Source organism: Nocardia sp. NPDC050412 (assembly GCF_044458825.1).
Classification (GTDB): domain Bacteria; phylum Actinomycetota; class Actinomycetes; order Mycobacteriales; family Mycobacteriaceae; genus Nocardia.
Map to the genome: position 1 here is coordinate 240381 of NZ_JBITIJ010000007.1, position 20368 is coordinate 260748.

At 66.5% G+C, this 20368-nt stretch carries 15 protein-coding genes and 1 pseudogene; 9 read left to right on the top strand and 7 right to left on the bottom strand.

The genetic code is table 11. The features are described 5' to 3' along the window. Positions 1-85 precede the first annotated feature (85 nt). From ACIBI6_RS21240 to ACIBI6_RS21255, 4 genes are read left to right on the top strand one after another with little or no spacing between them, the layout of a single operon-like run. Positions 86-1507, top strand: a complete 1422-nt coding sequence (locus tag ACIBI6_RS21240) for an MFS transporter (RefSeq protein ID WP_396957445.1) — start codon at positions 86-88, stop codon at positions 1505-1507. A 46-nt stretch (positions 1508-1553) separates the two neighbouring features. Beyond that, positions 1554-2213 carry a response regulator transcription factor gene (locus ACIBI6_RS21245; protein ID WP_062983355.1) on the top strand — a complete coding sequence of 220 codons (660 nt, stop codon included), beginning with the start codon at positions 1554-1556 and terminating at the stop codon, positions 2211-2213. Between the two features lie 37 nt (positions 2214-2250). Then, positions 2251-3675 carry a sensor histidine kinase gene (locus ACIBI6_RS21250; protein WP_396957446.1) on the top strand — a complete coding sequence of 475 codons (1425 nt, stop codon included), beginning with the start codon at positions 2251-2253 and terminating at the stop codon, positions 3673-3675. Further along, complete coding sequence (locus ACIBI6_RS21255) at positions 3675-4580, top strand: TAXI family TRAP transporter solute-binding subunit (protein ID WP_396957447.1); 906 nt, start codon at positions 3675-3677, stop codon at positions 4578-4580. Before ACIBI6_RS21250 ends, ACIBI6_RS21255 begins: the two co-directional genes overlap by 1 nt. A 3-nt stretch (positions 4581-4583) precedes the next feature. Here ACIBI6_RS21255 and ACIBI6_RS21260 read toward each other — a convergent pair whose 3' ends face one another. Together ACIBI6_RS21260 and ACIBI6_RS21265 are read right to left on the bottom strand one after the other, a co-directional pair. Beyond that, a complete protein-coding gene (locus ACIBI6_RS21260; RefSeq protein WP_396957615.1) occupies positions 4584-4937 on the bottom strand; it encodes a metal-sensitive transcriptional regulator in 354 nt (117 codons plus the stop codon). A gap of 98 nt (positions 4938-5035) precedes the next feature. Next, on the bottom strand, positions 5036-5251 hold the full coding sequence (locus tag ACIBI6_RS21265) for a hypothetical protein (protein ID WP_396957448.1): 216 nt from the start codon (positions 5249-5251) through the stop codon (positions 5036-5038). A 74-nt stretch (positions 5252-5325) separates the two neighbouring features. Here ACIBI6_RS21265 and ACIBI6_RS21270 point away from each other — a divergent pair, with 74 nt between their 5' ends. Further along, positions 5326-6135, top strand: coding sequence for an S-methyl-5'-thioadenosine phosphorylase (locus ACIBI6_RS21270; RefSeq protein WP_396957449.1), 810 nt, complete (start codon positions 5326-5328; stop codon positions 6133-6135). Positions 6136-6175: 40 nt separating this feature from the next. Further along, a pseudogene (locus ACIBI6_RS21275) lies at positions 6176-7159 on the top strand (NAD-dependent epimerase/dehydratase family protein); the annotation flags it as partial. 473 nt (positions 7160-7632) lie between these two features. On the opposite strand, the gene ACIBI6_RS21280 reads toward ACIBI6_RS21275, so the two are convergent. Next, positions 7633-8469 (bottom strand): NAD(P)H-binding protein, encoded by an 837-nt coding sequence (locus tag ACIBI6_RS21280; RefSeq protein ID WP_396957450.1) that lies wholly within the window; start codon positions 8467-8469, stop codon positions 7633-7635. 132 nt (positions 8470-8601) lie between these two features. Here ACIBI6_RS21280 and ACIBI6_RS21285 point away from each other — a divergent pair, with 132 nt between their 5' ends. Then, positions 8602-9162 carry an NAD(P)H-dependent oxidoreductase gene (locus tag ACIBI6_RS21285; RefSeq protein ID WP_364346200.1) on the top strand — a complete coding sequence of 187 codons (561 nt, stop codon included), beginning with the start codon at positions 8602-8604 and terminating at the stop codon, positions 9160-9162. Between the two features lie 49 nt (positions 9163-9211). Here ACIBI6_RS21285 and eccE read toward each other — a convergent pair whose 3' ends face one another. After that, positions 9212-10861 carry a type VII secretion protein EccE gene (eccE, locus tag ACIBI6_RS21290; RefSeq protein ID WP_396957451.1) on the bottom strand — a complete coding sequence of 550 codons (1650 nt, stop codon included), beginning with the start codon at positions 10859-10861 and terminating at the stop codon, positions 9212-9214. A 112-nt stretch (positions 10862-10973) separates the two neighbouring features. Here eccE and eccB point away from each other — a divergent pair, with 112 nt between their 5' ends. After that, positions 10974-12461 carry a type VII secretion protein EccB gene (gene eccB / locus ACIBI6_RS21295; protein ID WP_364346204.1) on the top strand — a complete coding sequence of 496 codons (1488 nt, stop codon included), beginning with the start codon at positions 10974-10976 and terminating at the stop codon, positions 12459-12461. 1 nt (position 12462) lies between these two features. Here eccB and ACIBI6_RS21300 read toward each other — a convergent pair whose 3' ends face one another. Genes ACIBI6_RS21300 through eccD form a run of 3 tightly spaced genes read right to left on the bottom strand, consistent with a single transcriptional unit; the run spans position 12463 to position 16142 of the window. After that, positions 12463-13212 (bottom strand): potassium channel family protein, encoded by a 750-nt coding sequence (locus tag ACIBI6_RS21300; protein WP_364346206.1) that lies wholly within the window; start codon positions 13210-13212, stop codon positions 12463-12465. Between the two features lie 60 nt (positions 13213-13272). Beyond that, complete coding sequence (mycP, locus tag ACIBI6_RS21305) at positions 13273-14679, bottom strand: type VII secretion-associated serine protease mycosin (RefSeq protein ID WP_396957452.1); 1407 nt, start codon at positions 14677-14679, stop codon at positions 13273-13275. Further along, positions 14676-16142, bottom strand: coding sequence for a type VII secretion integral membrane protein EccD (eccD, locus tag ACIBI6_RS21310; RefSeq protein WP_396957453.1), 1467 nt, complete (start codon positions 16140-16142; stop codon positions 14676-14678). The genes mycP and eccD overlap by 4 nt, the downstream gene beginning before the upstream one ends. Before the next feature lie 174 nt (positions 16143-16316). On the opposite strand from eccD, the gene eccCa reads away from it, so the two are divergent. Further along, a complete protein-coding gene (gene eccCa, locus ACIBI6_RS21315) occupies positions 16317-20357 on the top strand; it encodes a type VII secretion protein EccCa (protein WP_396957454.1) in 4041 nt (1346 codons plus the stop codon). Positions 20358-20368: the final 11 nt, after the last annotated feature.

Genomic DNA, 20368 nt, shown 5'->3' on the forward strand with positions numbered 1-20368 from the left:
GGGCGCCCCGCGCTTCCATCGGCGCTGTGACTGCGCACACACTGGTCTCCGACCGACGCAAGGCCGCGTCGAAGAAGGAGATCTTGTGACTACGACACAGCCTGTCGGCGAGCGCCGGGTGGTCGCGAATGTATTGCGTGGTTCCATCGGCAATCTCGTCGAGTGGTACGACTGGTATGTCTATGCCGCATTCAGCGTGTATTTCGCGAAGTCGTTCTTTCCCAAGGGCGATTCGACCGCGCAATTGCTTTCCACCGCAGCGGTTTTCGCGGTCGGCTTCCTCATGCGGCCGCTCGGCGGTTGGGCGCTGGGGCGCTATGCCGACAAGTTCGGACGTCGCTCGGCGCTGACGCTATCGGTGACGGTGATGGCGGCGGGTTCGCTGCTGATCGCGCTGACGCCCGGATACCAGACGATCGGAATCGCCGCCCCGATAATGCTTTTGCTGGCCCGCTTGCTGCAGGGCCTCTCGGTTGGGGGCGAATACGCAACCAGTGCAACGTATTTGTCGGAGGTGGCCTCGACAGGTAAGCGCGGATTCTATTCGAGCTTCCAGTACGTCACGCTGGTCGCCGGACAGTTGGTGGCGCTCGGTGTGCAGATCATCCTGCAGCAGTTCCTGAACAACGCGCAGATGAACAACTGGGGCTGGCGCATTCCGTTCGTGATCGGTGCGGCGGCCGCGCTGATCGTAATGTGGCTACGACGCAGCATGGACGAATCCGAGCACTTCGAGGCAGAGGTCGAGGCAGAGGTCGAGGCCGAGCGTGATCCCGCTGCGAGCAGCGCCGGTGCGAAGCAGCCCGCGCGCGGTTCGCTGCGGATGCTGCTGCAGTATCCGCGGGAATGCCTGCTGGTGATGGGATTGACGCTCGGCGGAACCGTCGCGTTCTACACCTACACCACGTACATGCAGAAGTTCATGATCAACACCTCTGGCATCTCCAAGTCGACGGTCTCGTGGATCAACTTCATCGCACTGCTGGTCTTCGTGGTGCTACAGCCGCTGGCCGGCGCACTGTCCGACCGCGTCGGACGACGCAAGCTGCTGATCTTCTTCGGCGTCTCGGGCACCCTGCTGACCGTGCCGATCATGACCGTGCTCGCGCACACCAAGAACCCGATCGCCGCCTGGGCGCTGATGATGGGCGCACTGGTCATCATCACCGGCTATACCTCGATCAATGCCATCGTGAAGGCCGAGCTGTTCCCGACCAAGATCCGCGCGCTCGGCGTCGGCCTGCCGTACGCACTGACCGTCGCGATCTTCGGCGGCACGGCCGAAACCATCGCACTGTCGTTGAAGCAGGCGAACCACGAATCGCTGTACTTCTGGTACGTCGCCGGATGCATCGGAATCTCGCTGCTGACCTACTGGTTCATGCGGGAGACCTCGAGCGGATCGGCCATCGACGCCGATGCCGCTGCCACGGACGGTATTTCGCTCACCAAGGCGGATACCTCACCCACCGAGCCGGACCGTGACCTCGCGACGGCTCGACCCTGACGGCCCGACCGCACACGCCGCAGCGCCGCTATGGGAGGATCGGCGTGTGCGGCTGGCGGTGGTCGAGGACGATGACGGCGTAGGCGACGCGCTGGTAGAGGCGCTCAACGCCCGCGGCTATCAGGCCGAGCGCAAACGCCGCGGCGCGGATCTGCTCACCGCCCACCGCGGCTACGACGCGGTCATCCTGGATCTCGGACTGCCCGACGGCGATGGCCTGCACGTGCTGCGTCAGTTGCGCGAGGTGAGCTCGGTGCCGGTGTTGATCCTGACCGCGCGCAGTGACGAACGCTCGATTGTGCGCGGGTTGCGCGGCGGCGCCGACGACTATCTGGTGAAGCCGCCGCGGATCGCGGAATTGATGGCCCGGCTGGAGAATGTGGTGCGCCGCGCGGCCGCCGGATCGCAGCCGGAGCGGGCCGAGGTGGTCACCGGGGATGTGCGGGTCGATCTGGCGGCCCGGGTGGTCGAGGTTGCCGGGCGGCCGATCCCATTGACCCAGAAGGAGTTCGAGTTGGTCGAGGCATTGGTGGAGCGGCCCGGTGCCGCGGTCAGCCGCCAACAGCTGATGGATCGGATCTGGGGTGACGCGTTCGTCGCGGTATCCCGGTCACTGGATGTGCATATGACCGGACTGCGGGCGAAATTGGACCGACCTGGGCTGATAACGACTATTCGCGGCTACGGTTACCGCTGGGGCCAGTGATCGTGCCGGCCCGACGGACCTAGGAGCGGAGCCCGGCATGCGCAGACGACTACTCGTCGCGCTGACGGTATTCGCGGCGATCGCCGTCTTCGCCTTCGCGGTACCGCTGTCGCTGACGTTCGCGACCAGCCGCACCCAGGAGTTCGTGGCCGATCGGTCCGGCGATGCCGACCGGTTCGCCAGCCTCGCCGATGCCGCGGTGGCCGAGGGGGACAGTCGGGCACTGGCCGATGAGGCCGGGCGATACCACGATCTGTACGGCGAAAATGTGCTCGTGGTCGATGCGCGTGGCGCGCGGACGGTGAATGCGGGCGTCGATGCGGCCGCCGCGCCCGTCGAGGCCGCCGTTGCCGCAGCTCGCCGCAATCAGCGTCCCCAGCCGGTCTATCGGCTCACCCCGTGGAGTGGGTCGACGGTGTTGATTGCCCGCCCGGTCGGCACCGGGGTGCAGGTCAACGGCGCGGTAGTGATCGAGGCATCCACCGCGCGTGCCCGGCGCGATATCGCCCGCGCGTGGGCGGTGATCGCGGTCGGAGCGGTGCTGGCCATGGTGGTGTTCACCATGTTGGCGCTGAGCTTGGCGCGCTGGGTGCTGCGCCCACTGGCGGCGCTATCGCAGGCGGTCGCCGAATTGACCGCGACCCTGCCGAAGCCGCGCGCGGAGGCCGCCGCGCACGTCTCGATCGCCCGCCACCACGGCGGACCGCCGGAGATGCGGGCGGTGGCGGAATCTTTCGATGCTATGGCATTGGCGGTCGCCGATTCGGCGGATGCGCAACGTCAGCTCGTTGCGGATACGGCGCATGCGATGCGAAATCCGCTCGCCGCCTTGACCATCCGTCTCGACTCCTTGGAGGCTGCCATTCCGCAAAGCGCAGTGGCCACCTTCCGTAGCGCGGGTGCGGAAGTCGAGCGGCTGACCGCGCTGCTCGATGGTCTGCTGAGTTTGGCGGTCGCCGAGACCCCAGCTGCCTTCGAGGCAGCGCGTACTCCCTTCGATACCGAAAACCATTGCGACGCGGTACAAGTGGCTGCTGATCGGGTCGACGCCTGGTACTCCGCCTATGAGAACGCCGGGCAGGAATTGCGGGCGCAACCGCAGATTGCCGAGGCCGATATAGCTGTGTCCGCTGATGTTCTCGCTCAGATTCTCGATGTGCCACTGAGTAATTCGTGCGGCTATGCAGGGTCCGGCACGCAGACCGTCATCGTGGTCGACGCCGAGCCGGGCTGGGTAACCGTGACCGTGCGTGACAATGGCGTTGGCGTCGAACCTGCCGAGATCGACAAGCTGACCACCCGGTTCTTCCGCGGCTCCGGTGCGTCCGCCGGCGGCTCGGGTCTCGGTCTGCCGATCGCAATGGCATTGGCCCAAGCGCGCGGCGGCACCTTATCCGTGCTGCCCGTCGAGCCGCACGGTCTCGCGATCCAGATCCGGCTGCCGCAGGTGGTGCGGTCGTGATGCGGCGGCGGAAGTTCCTGGCGCTCACCGTCCTCGGTGTCACGGCCGGTGCTGTCGGATGCGGTGAGGGGCCTGAGCTGGTGCGGCTGGCCTCGGGTGAGGTCGGCGGCTTCTATCACGCATTCGCGGAACTGCTCGCGGCGGTGGCCCAGGAGGCGGGCACGGTGGGGATCGAACCGGTGACGACAACTGGATCGCAGGAAAATCTGGGGATGTTGGCGAACGGGCAGGTGGATGCCGCACTGGCGCTTGCAGATTCGGTGCAGAGTGAACGGGCTCCGTTGGTCGCGCTCGGTCGGGTGTACGAGAACTATCTGCAGTTGGCCGTGCGCTCGGATGCGCCGATTCAACAGGTCACCGATTTGCGCGGGACCCGAGTCAATCTGGGGGCTGCGGGATCCGGCGCGGCGGTGACCGGGGAGCGACTGCTGTGGGCTGCGGGCGTGAATCCCGTTTCGGATGTGGATATTTCGCATCGACCGCTGCGAGATGCGGTGGCGGGTGTGGAATCCGGTGAGCTGGACGCGCTGCTATGGGCAGGCGGCGTGCCCACCGACGCTCTCGATGTGCCGCAGCGGCTGCGGTTGGTGGAACTCGGTGAGTTGGCCGCGCCGATGCGCGAACGCTTCGGACACCTCTACGATTTGGTCGAGATTCCGGCCGACGCCTACGACAGCGGTCGTTCGGTCCGCACGGTCGGCGTCGCGAATCTGCTGCTCGCCGCCCCGACCATGTCCGACGCGGCGGCCGGGGCGATCGTCGAGCTACTGGTTTCGCGTGCGGACCGGCTGGTGCCCGCCGAGGCGGCTGGCACCCAATTCCTGGATAGCCGCTCACTCATCGGAACCGATTCCGTCCCTTTGCATCCGGGTGCGGCGGCGGTGTACCGACGGCGACACGGTTGAGTGTCAGGAACGCACGAGGCGTGCGATGGCGTCGGTGGCTTCTTTGATCTTGGCGTCCGCCTCGGGACCACCGGCGACCGCCGCGTCCACCACGCAGTGGCTGATGTGGTCCTCCAGCAGGCCCATCGCCACGGCCTGCAGTGCCTTCGTCATCGCGGAGACCTGGGTGAGGATATCGATGCAGTACTTCTCTTCCTCGACCATGCGTTGCAGGCCGCGGGCCTGGCCTTCGATCCGGCGTAGGCGCTTGAGGTAATCGTCCTTGGCAGTGATGTAGCCGTGGCCGTGCGCGGCGTGGTCGTGGGTGCCCGCCGAGTCACTGCCCGGCGCGGGCGCGGTGTCATTGTGCGACGGGATGGATGTCACCGACTGCTCCTCGCTGCTCACCGGCTGGACCGGCCTCGATAATACCCCCCTAGGGTACAGTGTCGCGAGGGTGTTGTCAGGTTACCGCGCTATGCGCCACGTCGGGTCGTCGTCCACGCACTGCCCAGTTCCATGCGATCACCGCGATCGGGGCCATGAATTGGATCATCAGGGTCACGCCGACCTGCGGGTAGGGCGGCGAAAGCAAGAAGCCGGCCCGCACCCCAGGCGACCGGGATCACACCGACCCCGCCGACGGTGCGCAGGTGGCGCGGGCTGCCGCGCAATCCGCTCGGATCGGTCATGATGAACGAAGGTTCAGTGGGTGAGATGTGGACCCGTCTGGTCGGGAATCCGGGGCGAGCGAGAGAATCGGTGCATGAGTTTGGATGTTCGGCCCGCGCTCGCCGTGATCGGCGGTAGTGGCTTCTACGATTTCTTCGATAACGAGGCGACCACCGTCGAGGTCGAGACACCCTATGGCAAGCCCAGCGCGCCGATCGCGGTCGGCGAAGTGGAGGGTCGCCCGGTGGCCTTCTTGCCCCGACACGGCAAACAGCACGAATTCGCGCCGCATACACTGCCCTACCTGGCCAATATGTGGGCGCTGCGCTCGATCGGGGTGCGGCGGATCTTCGCGCCGTGCGCGGTCGGCAGTTTGCGCGCGGACTGGGGGCCGGGGACCGTGGCGGTGCCGGATCAGCTGGTCGACCGGACCTCCGGCCGTTCGCAGACCTACTTCGACGGCGGTGGCGTGCACGTCTCCTTCGCTGACCCGTACTGCGACGAACTGCGCTCCGCGGCAACGAAATCCGCCACGGATGCGCTGCCGATGAAGTCTTCGGGCACCATGGTCGTGGTACAGGGCCCGCGCTTCTCCACCCGGGCCGAGAGCCGGTGGTTCGCCGCACAGGGCTGGGAGCTGGTGAATATGACCGGACATCCCGAGGCCGTGCTCGCCCGTGAACTCGAAATGTGCTATGCCGCAGTCGCTTTGGTGACCGATTTGGATGCCGGACTGGAGGAGGGTGGCGGTGTGCACGCGGTCGAGGTCTTCGCCGAGTTCAAGAAGAACCTGGGACCGTTCAAGGAGCTGATCAGGCGCTCGGTTTCGGCGGTCACCGGAACCGATACCTGCGAACGTTGCCGTGTCCATGCGGGAGTATCACTACCGTTCGAACTACCGTGAATCAAGTTGGTTCGGAGCCGAAACGCGGGGTGCTGATGCGATGAGAGTGCTGGTCACCGGGGCAGCCGGGTTCGTCGGGGCGCGGTTGCGGCGGGCGCTGGCCGCCGCCGGGCACGAGGTGGTCGGGGTCGATCTACTCGGGGTCGATCTACTCGGGGCGGATGTGCAAGTGCCGGAGGGCGTTTCGCGGGTGGACGTGCGCGATGCCGATGCGCTCGAGCCGTTGCTGCATGGCATCGATACGGTCTGTCACCTTGCCGCCGTCACATCCGGACCCGAATCGGCGGTGTTCGCCGCGAACAATGATCTCGGGACGGCGGTGCTGCTCGATGTGATGGGGCGGGCGAAGATACGTCATCTGGTGCTCGCCTCGTCCGTCGTGGTGTACGGCGAGGGGCGCTATCGCGGGATGAACAGCGGGCCGTTCTATCCGGGACTTCGGCGGCGGGCCGATCTGGACCGCGGCATGTTCGACCACTTGGCGCCGCGCACCGGCGAGTTGCTCACCTGGGAGCCGGTCACCGAGGACGCGCCGCTGCGTCCGCGCGGCTTCTACGGTGCGAGCAAGTTGGCGCAGGAAAACTATGCGCTGGCTTGGGGTTTGGCCACGGGCGCGGCCGTCACGGCATTGCGCTACCACAACGGTTACGGCGAGGGCGCGCGCACCGGCTTCATCGGAAACTTCCTCACCGCACTGGACCAGGGCCGCCCGCCCTTGGTAGGCGAGGACGGCGGGCAGGTCAGGGACGTCGTGCACGTCGATGACATCGTGGCCGCCACCGTAGCCGCCGTCGACCGCCGCCCACCCGGCTTCGTCCCCCTGAATATCGCCTCCGGCCACCCCGTCACCATGTGGGAGGTCGCCTCGATCATGGCCAAAGCCCGCGGCGGCCCCGCCCCCGTAGTAACCGGCCGCTACCACCTCGGCGACGCTCGCCACCTGGCCGCAGACCCCGAACGAGCCAGGCGCACATTGGGTTTCACCGCCCGGATCTCACCCACCCAAGGCCTGGCCGAACTCGCCGCTCCCGCAGTCGAGCCCACCACACCCCAACGGGAATCCGCCCCACTACACGTGCGCGCCGCCCCGAATCCTCCGACCACACCCGAGCATCGGGTTCATCCGGAACCTCGGCCCGCCGCGCCGATCGTGCGACCCGAAGCCCGCCCGGACGCTCCGGTGCCGAACGCGAAGACGACCGCCCCCGGACCGGAGCCAGCGGTAGAGGGTGGCGGGCGGGACGTGGCGGCGCCGCCGTCCCAGCCTGAGTTGGCGAAACCGGAGGCCGGAGCGGGCTCGCCGATGTGATTGCGGTTGCGCCTCAGCGCCGTGTTCGCGACTGACGCGTTGGACCGTCCAGCAAGCGGGCATTGCCTTGGGCGGACTCGCTGGGCGTCGCGCATCTGCCCGGCGCTACGACGTCATCGGTTCCGGAGCGGCCCATTTGGTACGCGTCGTTCGGGACGGACTGTATTCAGGTCGAATACTGCGATCGATCACGCCTCGGCGAAGGCGTCGGCGTGTGCGCGGGCCCACTGGTCGAAGGTGCGCGGTTCTCGGCCGGTCACCTCGTGGACGGTGGGGTAGACCTGGGATTCGTCGAGGGTGCCGTCGACGAAGAAGCTCCAGAATGCGTCGACGTAGTGCTGCGGCATTGAGGCCTCGAGTTCGGCCCGCGTCTGCGCATTCGTCAAGCCTTGGCAGACCAGCGGCCGGTTGAGCACTTCGGCGAGCACAGCGATCTGATCGGCGGGCACGAGCGCTCGCGGGCCGGTCAGATCGAGAATACGCCCGGCCAGCCCGTCGCTGGTCAGGGCAACCGCCGCGACGGCCGCGATATCGGCGGGATCGATTGCGGCGACGGGTACGTCGGGGAATTGGGCGCGGATCACATCGCCCTGTTCGAGTTGCGGCAGCCAGCGCAGCGCATTCGACATGAACGAGCGCGGGCGCAGAAAGGTCCACGCCAGGCCGGATTCGCGCACGTCCCGCTCGGCCTGCGTCATATACGCGGAGACCGCATTGTTCATATCCTCGAGTGCCGCCGAACCACCCGAAAGCAGGACGATGCGCTGGACGCCCGCCTTTTTCGCGCGGGCGAGCAGGTCGGGGGCGTCGGCATAGCCCGGCAGCAGGAACATTCCGGTGACCCCGTCCAGGGCTTCGGTCAGGCTTTCCGGCCGATTCAGATCACCCGTCACCGCTTCGACACCGGCGCGCAGCTGCGCCCGTGCCGGATCGCGGACCAGCGCGCGCACGTCTGCGCCGGAGTCACTCAGTGCCGCAACCAGTTCCGTGCCGATATTGCCGGTCGCGCCGGTCACCAGGATCATGCCGTCTCCTCCAGAGTCGCACCGGGTTGCCCCGTCCATCATTCGGAATCATCGACCGATCCCCGCGAATGAAATCGAGATCGCCGCATCCGCCTCGACCGTACCGTCGGCACACCGAGTTAGGCTCGCGCAGTGGATACTCCGCTACGGCTAGAGGTCATCGTGGCCAGCACGCGCCCGGAGCGATTCGCTCCGGTGGTCGCGGACTGGTTCCTGCGCACGCTCCGGGCGACCCCCGAATTCGACACCGGCGTCATCGATCTCCTCACCACCCCGCTGCCGACGGACCTGACCGTCACCGCCGAGGTCGAGGCCTACCGCCAGCGCCTGGCCGCCGCCGACGCCTTCGTCGCCATTACTTCCGAGTACAACCATGGCTACCCCGCGTCCCTGAAGACCGCCTTCGACACCGCGAAACACGAATGGCGCGCCAAACCCATCGGCTTCGTCTCCTACGGTGGTCTGTCCGGCGGCCTGCGGGCCGTCGAACAACTCCGTCAGGTGGTCGCCGAAATCCACATGGTCTCCATCCGCGAAACCGTCAGCTTCCACCAGGCCAAAAAGCAATTCGACAAATCAGGCAACACCCAAGACGGCGCCGCCATCGACGCCGCCGACCGCCTGATCCGCCAGTTGACCTGGTGGGCACGCGTTTTGCGAGAAGCACGCACCACCAACCCCTACCCCGGCTGAACCCACACCTCTCCCGACACAATCTGTCGCGAGCATCATGGCAACGGGACTACTGCGCGCTGTCTGCCATCGCGCGGCGGCCGCGGGGGTGGCCGATGTATGTTGCCTCGCGGGGGATGGAGACCAGGGTCAGGTCGACCTGGGCGGTTCCGGTTCGCAGCACCACATGGTTCCCGATGGCCCCCGGCTGGTGAATCGACAGGTCCGGCCGAGTCGCGGGCCAGCCCATCGGATCTCCGGTGACATAGATAGTCGTGACACCGGCGTGCGGCGCGGGCGCCAGCACACCGTCTACCACCGTCGCGGTGAATCCGGCATCGGATTGATGGGTCTCCACCGCGAGCTGCAGGCGCTCCGGATTCCCGATGGTCGTCACCAAATTTTCCCAAGCGTGCGTCCGATCGGTACGGATCAGGATGCGTTCTCCGACCGCCAACGCACGGAACACCAACTGCTGAGCCAAATACAGCTCACCGGCCACATACACCGTCGAGATACCGGTACCGACAATCCGGACCGCGACACCCTGACCCTCGTCATCCGACCCGATCAGCTGACCGCACCCCGACGACGGCAGGTGCAGCGCACTGATCACATCGATCGGGTACTCGGTCACCGGAACCGCATCGTCGAGATCCGGAATGGCCAGCGGCAGATGCGCGAGCAGACCATCACGCTGTCGCCCGTTCATCGAGATCAGACCCTTGAGTTTCGTGCGCTCCGGCAGCTCCCGCGTGGTCAGCCGCCAGGCTGCACCGACGCTCACCGCTTCGGCCGAACTACCCGGACGCAGCCGCACCGCGACGGTCGTTCCGCGCGAGGGCGCAACCCACAGCTGCGAGAGCAGATCCGAGCCGAGCCGCTTGGGGTCGACCGCGCTACCGATATTCACACTGTTGCCGATTTCGGCGTACCGCCAGCGGTGGGTCAGCGTGCGCGGATCGAAGCCCTGCGTGACCTGCAGAACCGCCTTGCGGATCTCGGGTGCGGTGAGGATGCGAGCGCTGCAGTCGGCGTCCTCCAGCGTGCGCATAATGCGTTGCGTCGCAATGGTTACCGCCCGCGACGCACCCTCACTACCGCCACCGCGCCGGGCCGCTGCCTCCGGGCACGCGATCGCGTCGAAGCTGATGGCGAGCCACACATTCCGGTGCGCGGTCGCGGGCAGCGGACCCAGTAGCGATTCGTAGATCTTGCCCGCGGGCGTACCCGAACGGCTGCGGTGGCCATGGCTGATGATGTCGATACCGCTGAGCAGAATGTCGTGCTGGTTCAGGCATTTCGCCAATTCCGGCAGCGGCAGCAGATGCGAGGCGTGCACGGTAGTGCGAGCGATCCGGGTAAGCCCGCCCTTGGGGGCCAGCACCTCGACGACCGCGACGACTCTCGTTCCGTCCCAATACAACCCGAGCGAGCGACCGTCGGAGCCGCGGAAGTCGACGGTATCCCCGAGCTGGTAATCGCCGCGGGTCAGATAGCGCCACCAGGTCCCGATCCAATCCAGGATGGTGCGCTTGGCGACCGGGATCAGCGGCAGCAGTCCGACGACCACCGCGACACCCAACGCGGGCCAGGCGGCAACCCCGACCAATAAGGCGAGCAGTCCGGCAACGAGCCCGATCACCTGCGCTATCAGCAGATTCGGCAGTGAGATGCGCCCGAGCAGCGGGCGTGGTCCCGCGCCGGCTTGTTCGGCCATCGTCGTCCCCCAAGTACCCGGTATCGGCCGTATCGCAGCGGCCGAGCTGAACAATAGTCCTCGGGAACTGTACTGTGTTCCGCGAACGCGAGCATTGTTCGGGGAGGGAAACATGCCTTCAAAACCCACTACACGCTGGCAGGTGAGCGGTTACCGCTTCCTGGTCCGGCGGATGGAACACGCGCTGGTGCGCCGGGACGTGCGCATGCTGCACGATCCGATGCGCTCCCAGTCCCGTGCCTACGCGGCCGGATTGATCATGGCGATCGTGGTGCTGGCCGGTTGTGGCGTGCTCGCACTGCTGCGTCCACAGGACAAGGTAGGCAGTAGCAAGATCCTGATCGGCAAGGAATCCGGTGCCGTCTACGTGATGATCAACGATGTGGCGCATCCGACGCTGAACCTCGCCTCGGCCCGGTTGGCCGCGGGATCGCCGGAAAAGGCCGTCATCGTCAAGGAATCCGAGATCGGCAAGAAGGCGCGCGGCCAGCTGATCGGCATTCCGGGCGCACCTACCTCACTGCATTTCGACAAGGACGGCAAGGGCCGGATCTGGACCGTCTGCGACCAGTTGAAGGTGGACGGCAGCAGGGACCTCACCACCTCGGTGCTCGCCGGAAGTCTCTCGCTCGGCGAGAAGGCGTCGGTGATGGGTAGGGACCGGGCGCTGCTGGTGCAGGGCAAGGATTCGGCGTATCTGGTGTACGAGGGCAAGCGCGCTCGCGTCGACCTCAAGGACCGCGCTGTCACCGACGCATTGAAGATCACCGGCGCGACCGCCCGGCCGATCAGCGAGGGCCTGCTCAATACGATTCCCGAAGTGCTGCCGATCATTCCGCCCCACATCGATAATCCGGGCGGCCCGGTGACCTACTCGGTCGGCAGCCACCGCATCGGCGACGTCGTCCACGTTCCCGCGCAGCCCAATACGGAATACGTTGTGCTGCAAGACGGTCTGCAGCCGATCTCGCCGGTGACCGCCGAGATCATCCGCAACCGAGTCCGCTCGACGTCGGGCAACGACGTCGTCGATCAGATCGACAAGACCTATGCGCCGGTGTCGAGCACACTGCAGGTCGGAACGTACCCACAGGCCGTGCCGTCCATCGTCGACTACAAGGACCAGCCGGTCAGCTGCCTGTCCTGGAAGCCGCTGGCCGCCGCCGCGGACAACAAGGACGGTGGCAATCGCGCCGAACTGACGGTGCTCACCGGTGTGGCCCTGCCGATTCCGGATAACGCCAAACTCGTGCAGCTGGCCCAGGCAGACGGTACCGGCCCCAATGCCGACTCGGTCTACATCCCGCCGGGCACCGGCGCCTTCGTCCAGACCACCGGTATCGAACCCGACAGTCGCCGTAAAGACAGCAAGTTCTACATCGCCGACACCGGTGTCCGCTACGGCATCAAGGACTCCGACGCTGAAAAGGCGCTCGGCATGGATTCGGATTCGGGCACCAAGGCCGAACCAGCGCCGTGGCCGATCGTCGGCCTGCTCGCGGCCGGTCCGAGCCTGGCCCGCGCGGATGCCATGGTCGCCCACGACGGCGTCTCCGCGGATCCCTCGCCCTCGAAATCGCCTGTCGCCTCGGCGAATTGAGTCAGTCCTCGGACATCGAGGCCGCGCGCAACTCGGCGACTTCGCTGCGTAGCGCGCGGATTTCGTCGATCAGCACCGTGATCTCCCCTTCGGTGCGGTCGGCGCTCACCTCGACGGCCTTCAGCTGATCCATTACCCAGCTGGTCGTGGTGCCGATGGCGAAACTGATCAGGCCGATGCCGAGCGTCATCAGGATCAGCGCGATCAGGCGGCCGTGCACGGTCACCGGATACACATCGCCGTAGCCGACCGTGGTCACCGACACCATGGACCACCACAGGGCATCGCCGAAGTTGTGGATCTTGCTATCGGGTGCGCCGTATTCGGCATCGAAGAACGCCAGACTGCACAGCACCAGCGTGAGCGCCGAACTGGTGCCGACGAATATCGCGAGCCGGGCGCGCGTCACCCGATTGCGGTTGAGCTGGTCGAGCACCAGTAGCGCCGCCCGCAATAACCGCACCGGCCGGAACGGCGGCAACAGCACGATCAACAGCTCCAGCGGATGTGTGCGCACGAACCGCCAACGATCGCTGGACAACCAGGTCCGGATGCCGAAGTCCGCGGCGAATGCCGCCCAGATCATGATGTCGATCCGTTCGAGCCAGGCATCGAGCTGCGGTGACGCTCCGGTATCCAGCACATGCCAGGCGTAGACGCTGATGAAGAGCACGGCAAGCACCAGCATCGGAACACCGGTCGCGCGTTCCCAGTTTTGTCTACGGCTCGGGTGGCTGTGTGCTGGGTGCATGGGAACTACCTGTTTCGATCGGGCGCGACACCCTATGTACCGCCGTTTGCCACGACGACGCTACATATCGTCGGAGTTGACCCCGAACCGGCGGCGGATAGGGAACGAGGCGAGGTAGCCGAGCACCAAGGCGCCCCCGATGATCCCGGTGCCGATCAGCGCGACATTGCGAGCCCGATTGTCCGGCGGCGGAGCCGGTTTCGGCACCGCGAGCTGGGCGTTCTTGGCCGGGCTCGGCCGCTTGGGCGGCAGCGGCGTGCTGCCCACCTCATCGGTCAGCGCCGCGACCGGATCGATCGCGCCGTAGCCGATATACGGACTCCACCCCTCGGCGGGCGCATGCGCGGTGGCCTGCATCCGCTTGACCACTTCCAGCGCACTCAGCTCCGGAAAACGGGCACGTACCAGCGCGACCACCCCGGAGACCAGCGGCGTCGCGAAGCTCGTCCCGCTCATCGCCTGTTGCTGCCCTTGCTGATTCACGGTGCCGGTGGCGGTCCCGGTCCCGCGCGGGTCGAGCGAAACCATATTCTCGCCCGGCGCGGCCACACTCACCCAGGGGCCGGGCACGGTGAACTTCGACGGCGCGCCGTTCGAATCGATCGAGCCCACCGAGAGCACATAGTCGTCCCAGCGGGCGGGGCTCACATTGACCTTGACGTTGCTCCACGGATCGGCGGACGGATTGAGTGGATCGAGGATCTGCTGTTCGGTCTTGCAGGAGCCGTCCTGGTTTCCGGCGGCCACGACCACGACCACGTCCTTCTCCAGCGTCGCGTATCGCACTGCCGCGCCGATGGATCCGTCGACGTCATTGGACGAGCCGCACCACACCTCGGAGATATTGATGACGCTCACGTTCGCATCGGCCGCACGCCGGATCGCCGAGGCCATGGTGGCCAGATTGCCGTAGCCCTCGGGCAGGTCGTCGGGATTGCGCTCCCTGGCCCGGCCTTCCCTCTGATACATCTTGCTGGTCTGGCGGATGGTCATGATGCGCGCTTCCGGCGCGACACCGGAGAACCCCTGACTATCGATCTTCGAAGCGGCGATCAATCCCGCGACGAAGGTGCCGTGCCCGTCGCAGTCCTCGGTGCCGTCGCCCGAGTTCGCTACGAAGTCGCCACCGGCGATCAATCCGGGCAGGCGAGGATGCCGCGCGACACCGGTATCGATGACCGCGACAGTCTGGCCCTCACCCTTGGAGAACCGCCACGCACTTTCCAGATCGAGGGAGCGCTGGGCGGTCGGAATCGTCGCGCCCTCACCACCGGAGACCGTATTCGAGCAATCGGAATTCGCTGGCCGCTCGGTCTTTTCGGGCGGCGCGGCCGGATCGCCCGCGGGCAGCAGACCAGGATTCACCGCGGGCGGGTGATCCGCGGCAGCCGCACCGGCCCCCAGCCCCAACGACGCGCTCAGGCCCAACGCCACGACCGCCGCCGCGACGCGCAGTTGCGGCTTCACAGCCCGCGAACGAGCGAATAGAGCGAGGCCACCCAAAACACCAGCGGCAGCACGGCGGCCACGAACGCGTACTCGAGCAATTCGACGCCACGGCGCATCGGCGGTGTCGCGGACTGGTTCGGAATGATGATGCCGAGAATCAACGCGGCGACCAGCACTACCATCGCCGCCCCGAAGACGGCCAGCGGCTGCTCCATGCCGATGGCGACGCCGACCATCATGATCAGCACGATTGCCGCGCCGCCGGCGATCAACACCACGGCCTGTTCCGCGCCCGCGTAGGTCCGGCTGCGGAACATCAGCACCACGGCGGTCACCAGCGCCAGCGCGATACCCGGCCAGTACGGATCCCCGGCGCTGGGATCGGTGCCCGCCAACGCTCCCCCCACCGAGAGCAGCGTGGTCGCCGCGACGAGTCCGGCCAGGTACATCCGGGCCCGTTCGGACTTCACCCGGAGCGCGTCCATGGTCGGCAGCGCGCGGTGATCGTCCGGATCGTCCTCGGTCGGGTCGATCGGGGTGCCGGGGGAGGGCACCGGCGGCAGCGGCAGTTTGGCCAGCAGCATCGAAACCCGCGGCGCGAGCGAAAGACCCGCGAGCCCGAGCGCGGCGACGACGGCGCCGATGGCCTTCTCCGGCTGGTCGGTCAGCACGCCGACCAGCGCGGCCGGTACCGCGTACACGGCGAGCGTGGCCGCGCCGATGAACAGCGCGAGGCCGACGCCCGTGACGCGCCACGCGAGAACCGCTGTCGCGCCGGCCAATACCGATCCGAGCAGCAGATGCGCCCAGCCGTAATCGTCTGGCACATAAAGCATTCCGGCGGTGAACGCGGCGGGCAGCGCGCAGCCCCCGAGTACCAGCGCGGTCGAGGTATCGCCGTACATCCTGCTGAGCACCATGCCGGCGACCACGAGCAGAATCGCCACGGTCAACGCGAGCGAACCGCTAACCCAGCCTGGCAGTGCGCCTTTGGACAGCAGCAGACCGAGGCAACCGACGATCATGGTGAGCGCGGCCAGCACCGACCCGGTGATCCGCGCGACCTTCGGTGTCCAGCTGCGATAGTGATCGGCGTCGGCGATCGCGACGTTGTACATGATGTCGTCGAACAGCGGCGTCGGTGCGGTATGCGAGGCGCTCTCCAACATGAGCAGTTCGCCGTCGCGCACGCCGTGCTCGCCGAGGCTCAGCGAATTGGAGAACGGGGGATGGCCGATTCGGGCCAGCACCCATTCGGCGGGCTCGAAACGCTCGCCCTCATTGTCGAAATCGTTGGTGCGGCTGTGTTGAGCGACCATATCGACGACACTCGGAATCACCAGCGCGACCGGCACATCGACCGGAATCGCCATATCAACCTGAGTGTGCTTCGCGAGAATCGTGACCCGGGCAAGATCGGGCGCACGGACGATGCCGCGCGAGGATTCTTCGTCGATGTGGTCAAGTCGCGCGTGCGTCAAGCTTCCCCCAACTCGGTCTCTACCTCGTATTTCCGCGTCCCGTGAGCGAGGGGGCCGAGCTTGCGAACCCACCGTTCGGGCAGCAGAATGCTGGTCGAACTGTACGACATGTCAGCTGTGCCCTCTACACTGAGGCCGAAAAAGTGCAGCTTGCGAAGAGGGGGATCTCGTCCGATGAGTACTGTCCGGTTCCAGCGGCGTGCGCGTCGCGAGATGCCGCGCACGCCAGGTGGCGAGGTCACGCTGCAGCCGCCGCCCGAAATCCCAAGGGTGACACCGGGCAGCCTGGTATCGAAGCTGATGCCGGTCGTGATGGTCGTCGGCATGGTCGGCATGATGGCGCTGCTGTTCACCCAGGGTGGCAGCATCGCGTCGAACCCGATGAGCATGATGTTCCCGATGATGATGGTCGTCTCCATGGTCGGCATGTTCGCCGGTCAGGGGGGCGGCAAGGGACAGAAGGCAGCCGAGGCGAACGAGGACCGCAAGGACTATCTGCGCTACCTCGACCAGGTTCGCAAGGATGTCGACCAGACCGCCACCCAGCAGCGCGCCTCGGTCGAATGGAGCCATCCCGAGCCGGGTCTCATCTGGATGCTGGCGGGCACCAGCCGCATGTGGGAACGTCGCGCCGGGGACAAGGACTTCTGCCACGCCCGCATCGGCATCGGCGGACAGCGTCTGGCCACCCGTCTGGTCGCGCCGGAGACCGGCCCGGTCGAGGAATTGGAGCCGATCGCGGCGGTCTCGCTGCGCCGCTTCGTGCGCGCGCACTCCACGGTTCCGGATCTGCCGACGGCGATCGCGGTCAAGGGCTTCGCGACCGTCGCACTCGACGGCGACCGCGCCGAAGCTCGCGATATGACCCGCGCAATGCTGTTGCAGCTGTGCATGTTCCAGGCACCGGACCAGGTGCTCATCGCCGTCGTCTGCGGCCCGGACACCGCCCGCGAATGGGAATGGACCAAGTGGCTGCCGCACACTCAACATCCGGACGCGCAGGACGGCATCGGCACCGAGCGAATGTTCTACGGCTCGATCCGGGAGGCCACCGCGGGGCTGCATCCGTTGCTGGCCAACCGCGTTCGCTATTCGCGCAACCAGCCCGCCAATGCCAACCTGGTGCATATCGTCATTGTCGTCGACGGCGGCCTGCTCGAGGCCGAAGAAGACCAACTTCGCGAATCCGGTTACGAAGGCGTGACCATCATCGACTTGTGTGGCTACGCACCGCGTTTGGCGGTTTCGCGCGGCATCAAGATGGTTGTCGAGAACGGTGAATGCGTCGGTCGCGGCGCCACCGGAAACCAGGAGCGTTTCGCGCTCATCGACCGAATCAGTCCGCAGCAGGCCCAGCAGGTCGCACGCCGCCTCGCGCCGTATCGCGCCGCGACCCAGCGCAGCAGCGATGCCGAACACGATGACGCCGAAGTGATCTCGACCTGGACCCAGCTGATGAAGCTCGGCGACATCGGCACATTCAATCCCGAGCACGCCTGGCGTCCCCGCTACGGCCGCGAGCGGCTGCGCGTGCCCTTCGGTGTCGGCGCGGACGGCGCGCCCATCGAACTCGATATCAAGGAAGCCGCCGAAAGCGGTATGGGTCCGCACGGATTGTGCATCGGCGCAACCGGTTCCGGTAAATCGGAATTCCTGCGCACCCTGGTGCTCAGCCTGTTGGCCACGCATTCGCCGGACCAGCTGAACCTGGTGCTCGTCGACTTCAAGGGTGGTGCGACCTTCCTCGGCCTGGACGGTGTCCCGCACGTCGCTGCCGTCATCACCAACCTCGAAGAGGAAGCCGACCTCGTCGACCGTATGCGCGACGCCCTGGCCGGTGAAATGAACCGCCGCCAAGAGGTACTGCGTCAGGCGGGCAACTTCGCCAACGTCTCCGAATACGAAAAGGCGCGCGCCGCGGGCGCCGATCTGGACCCGCTGCCGGCACTGTTCGTCGTGCTCGACGAGTTCTCCGAATTGCTCACCCAGCACCCGGATTTCGCCGAACTGTTCGTGATGATCGGCCGCCTCGGCCGCTCGCTGCACGTGCACCTGCTGTTGGCCTCGCAGCGCCTCGAAGAGGGCAAGCTGAAGGGTCTGGAGAGCCACCTCTCCTACCGCATCGGTCTGAAGACATTCTCCGCCAACGAATCCCGCCAGGTCCTCGGCGTCCCGGACGCCTACAACCTGCCCGGCATCCCCGGCGGTGGTTACCTCAAGTCCGACTCCGGCGAGATCCAGCGCTTCCAGGCCTCCTACGTCTCCGGCCCCTACGTCGGCGGCGGCTCCCAACGCGAGGTCACCCAAGCCGGCGTCGCGGGCGGCGAAATCGATATCAAGGCAAGGCCGTTCACCGCCACCCACGTCGACTTCCGCGCCATCGACCGCATCCCACTGCCGTCCGAGCCGACACACGATCCCGAACCGCAGTCCGAAGACGGCGAACAGATCTCCAACCTCAATATGCTGGCCTCCCGCATCCGCGGCCACGGCCGCCCGGCCCACGAGATCTGGCTCCCGCCCCTGGACGAGGCCCCGACCCTCGACCAACTCATCCCGCGCAGCGTGCTCACCGGCGAATACTCCGCCGTCGCCACCCTGCGCGCCCCCATGGGCATCGTCGACCGCCCCTACGACCAGCGCCGCGACCCCTTCGTCGTGGACTTGTCGGGTTCACGAGGCAATGTCGCAGTCGTCGGCGGCCCCCAGTCGGGCAAATCCACGGCCCTGCGCACGATGATCATGGCCTTGTCCCTCACCCACACCGCCGAACAGGTGCAGTTCTACTGCCTCGACTTCGGTGGCGGTACCCTGGCCAGCCTCGAAGGCCTGCCGCATGTGGGTTCGGTGGCCAGCCGTCTCGATGAGGACAAGGTCCGGCGCACCATCGCCGAAATGACGACCATCGTCCGTCAGCGCGAAGCGCGGTTCCGCCAACTGGGCATCGAGTCGATGACCGAATTCCGCCGTCTGCGCGCCATGGACCCGGCCAGCAGTCCCGGTGCGGCTGGGGCGCACGAGGATCCGTTCGGTGACGTCTTCCTGGTCATCGACGGCTTCGGTTCCATCCGCCAGGACTTCGACCCTCTCGAACAGCCCATCATGAACCTCGCGGTCCAGGGCCTGTCCTACGGCGTCCACGTGGTCATCGCCCTCGCCCGCTGGGCCGAAGCGCGTCCCGCCCTGAAAGACCAGATCGGCACCCGCATCGAACTCCGTCTCGGTGACCCCATGGATTCCGACCTCGGCCGCAAGTTCGCCGCCCTGGTACCCCAGGGGCGCCCGGGTCGCGGCATGACCCCCGAATGCCTGCACATGTTGACCGGTCTGCCGCGCATCGATGGCAGTGCCGCCCAGGAAAACCTCGGCCAGGCAGTGGCGGACGCGGTGGCGACCATTGCCCGTCTGACTCCTGGCAGGCCCGCTCCGGCCGCCAGAATGCTTCCGGAAATGTTGCCGCGCGAGCAATTGCTGCAGCTCGCGGGCAACTGGCCCTCCCAGGTCAATCCGGAAGCCAAGTGCATGCGAATTCCGCTCGGCATCAACGAATCCGAGCTTGCGCCCGTCTACCTCGACTTCAACGAGAGCCCGCACTTCATCGTCATCGGTGATACCGAAAGCGGTAAGACGACACTGCTCCGGTCGATTATCGAGAGCATCGCGGCCTCGAACACGCCGGATCAGGCGCGTTTCATCCTCGGTGACTACCGACGGTCGATGCTGGGACTCGTGCCCAACGGATACCTCGCCGGATACGGTTCCACCGCACCGCAATTCACCCAGAACATGGCCGATCTCGCCGCCTATGTGGCCCAGCGGACCCCCGGCTCCGACGTCACGCCGCAGCAACTGCGTGATCGCTCTTGGTGGCGGGGTCCGGAACTGTACGTCATCGTCGACGACTACGACTTGGTCGCCTCATCCAGCGGCAACCCGGTATCGGCGCTGTTGGAACACCTTCCGCATGCCCGAGATCTGGGTTTCCACGTGATCATCGCGCGGCGCTCCGGTGGCGCGAGTCGCGCACTGTACGAAGCGACGGTCGCGCGCATGAAGGACCTCGGATCGGCCGCTCTGGTCATGAGCTGCAATAAGGATGAGGGCGTTTTGTTCGGTAACACGCGTCCGGGTATCAAACCCCCCGGGCGTGGTACCTACGTCACGCGTAACAGCGAAGGTCTGATCCAGTTGGCCTGGATGCCTCCGGCGGAGTGATGCCGAGCGTC

Excerpts from the sequence above, each read along its gene's own strand:
- ACIBI6_RS21250 (WP_396957446.1), top strand. The coding sequence starts at position 2,251 with ATGCGCAGACGACTACTCGTCGCGCTGACGGTATTCGCGGCGATCGCC.
- ACIBI6_RS21255 (WP_396957447.1), top strand. The coding sequence starts at position 3,675 with ATGCGGCGGCGGAAGTTCCTGGCGCTCACCGTCCTCGGTGTCACGGCC.
- ACIBI6_RS21265 (WP_396957448.1), bottom strand. The coding sequence starts at position 5,251 with ATGACCGATCCGAGCGGATTGCGCGGCAGCCCGCGCCACCTGCGCACC.
- ACIBI6_RS21270 (WP_396957449.1), top strand. The coding sequence starts at position 5,326 with ATGAGTTTGGATGTTCGGCCCGCGCTCGCCGTGATCGGCGGTAGTGGC.
- ACIBI6_RS21280 (WP_396957450.1), bottom strand. The coding sequence starts at position 8,469 with ATGATCCTGGTGACCGGCGCGACCGGCAATATCGGCACGGAACTGGTT.
- eccE (WP_396957451.1), bottom strand. The coding sequence starts at position 10,861 with ATGGCCGAACAAGCCGGCGCGGGACCACGCCCGCTGCTCGGGCGCATC.
- eccB (WP_364346204.1), top strand. The coding sequence starts at position 10,974 with ATGCCTTCAAAACCCACTACACGCTGGCAGGTGAGCGGTTACCGCTTC.
- ACIBI6_RS21300 (WP_364346206.1), bottom strand. The coding sequence starts at position 13,212 with ATGCACCCAGCACACAGCCACCCGAGCCGTAGACAAAACTGGGAACGC.
- eccCa (WP_396957454.1), top strand. The coding sequence starts at position 16,317 with ATGAGTACTGTCCGGTTCCAGCGGCGTGCGCGTCGCGAGATGCCGCGC.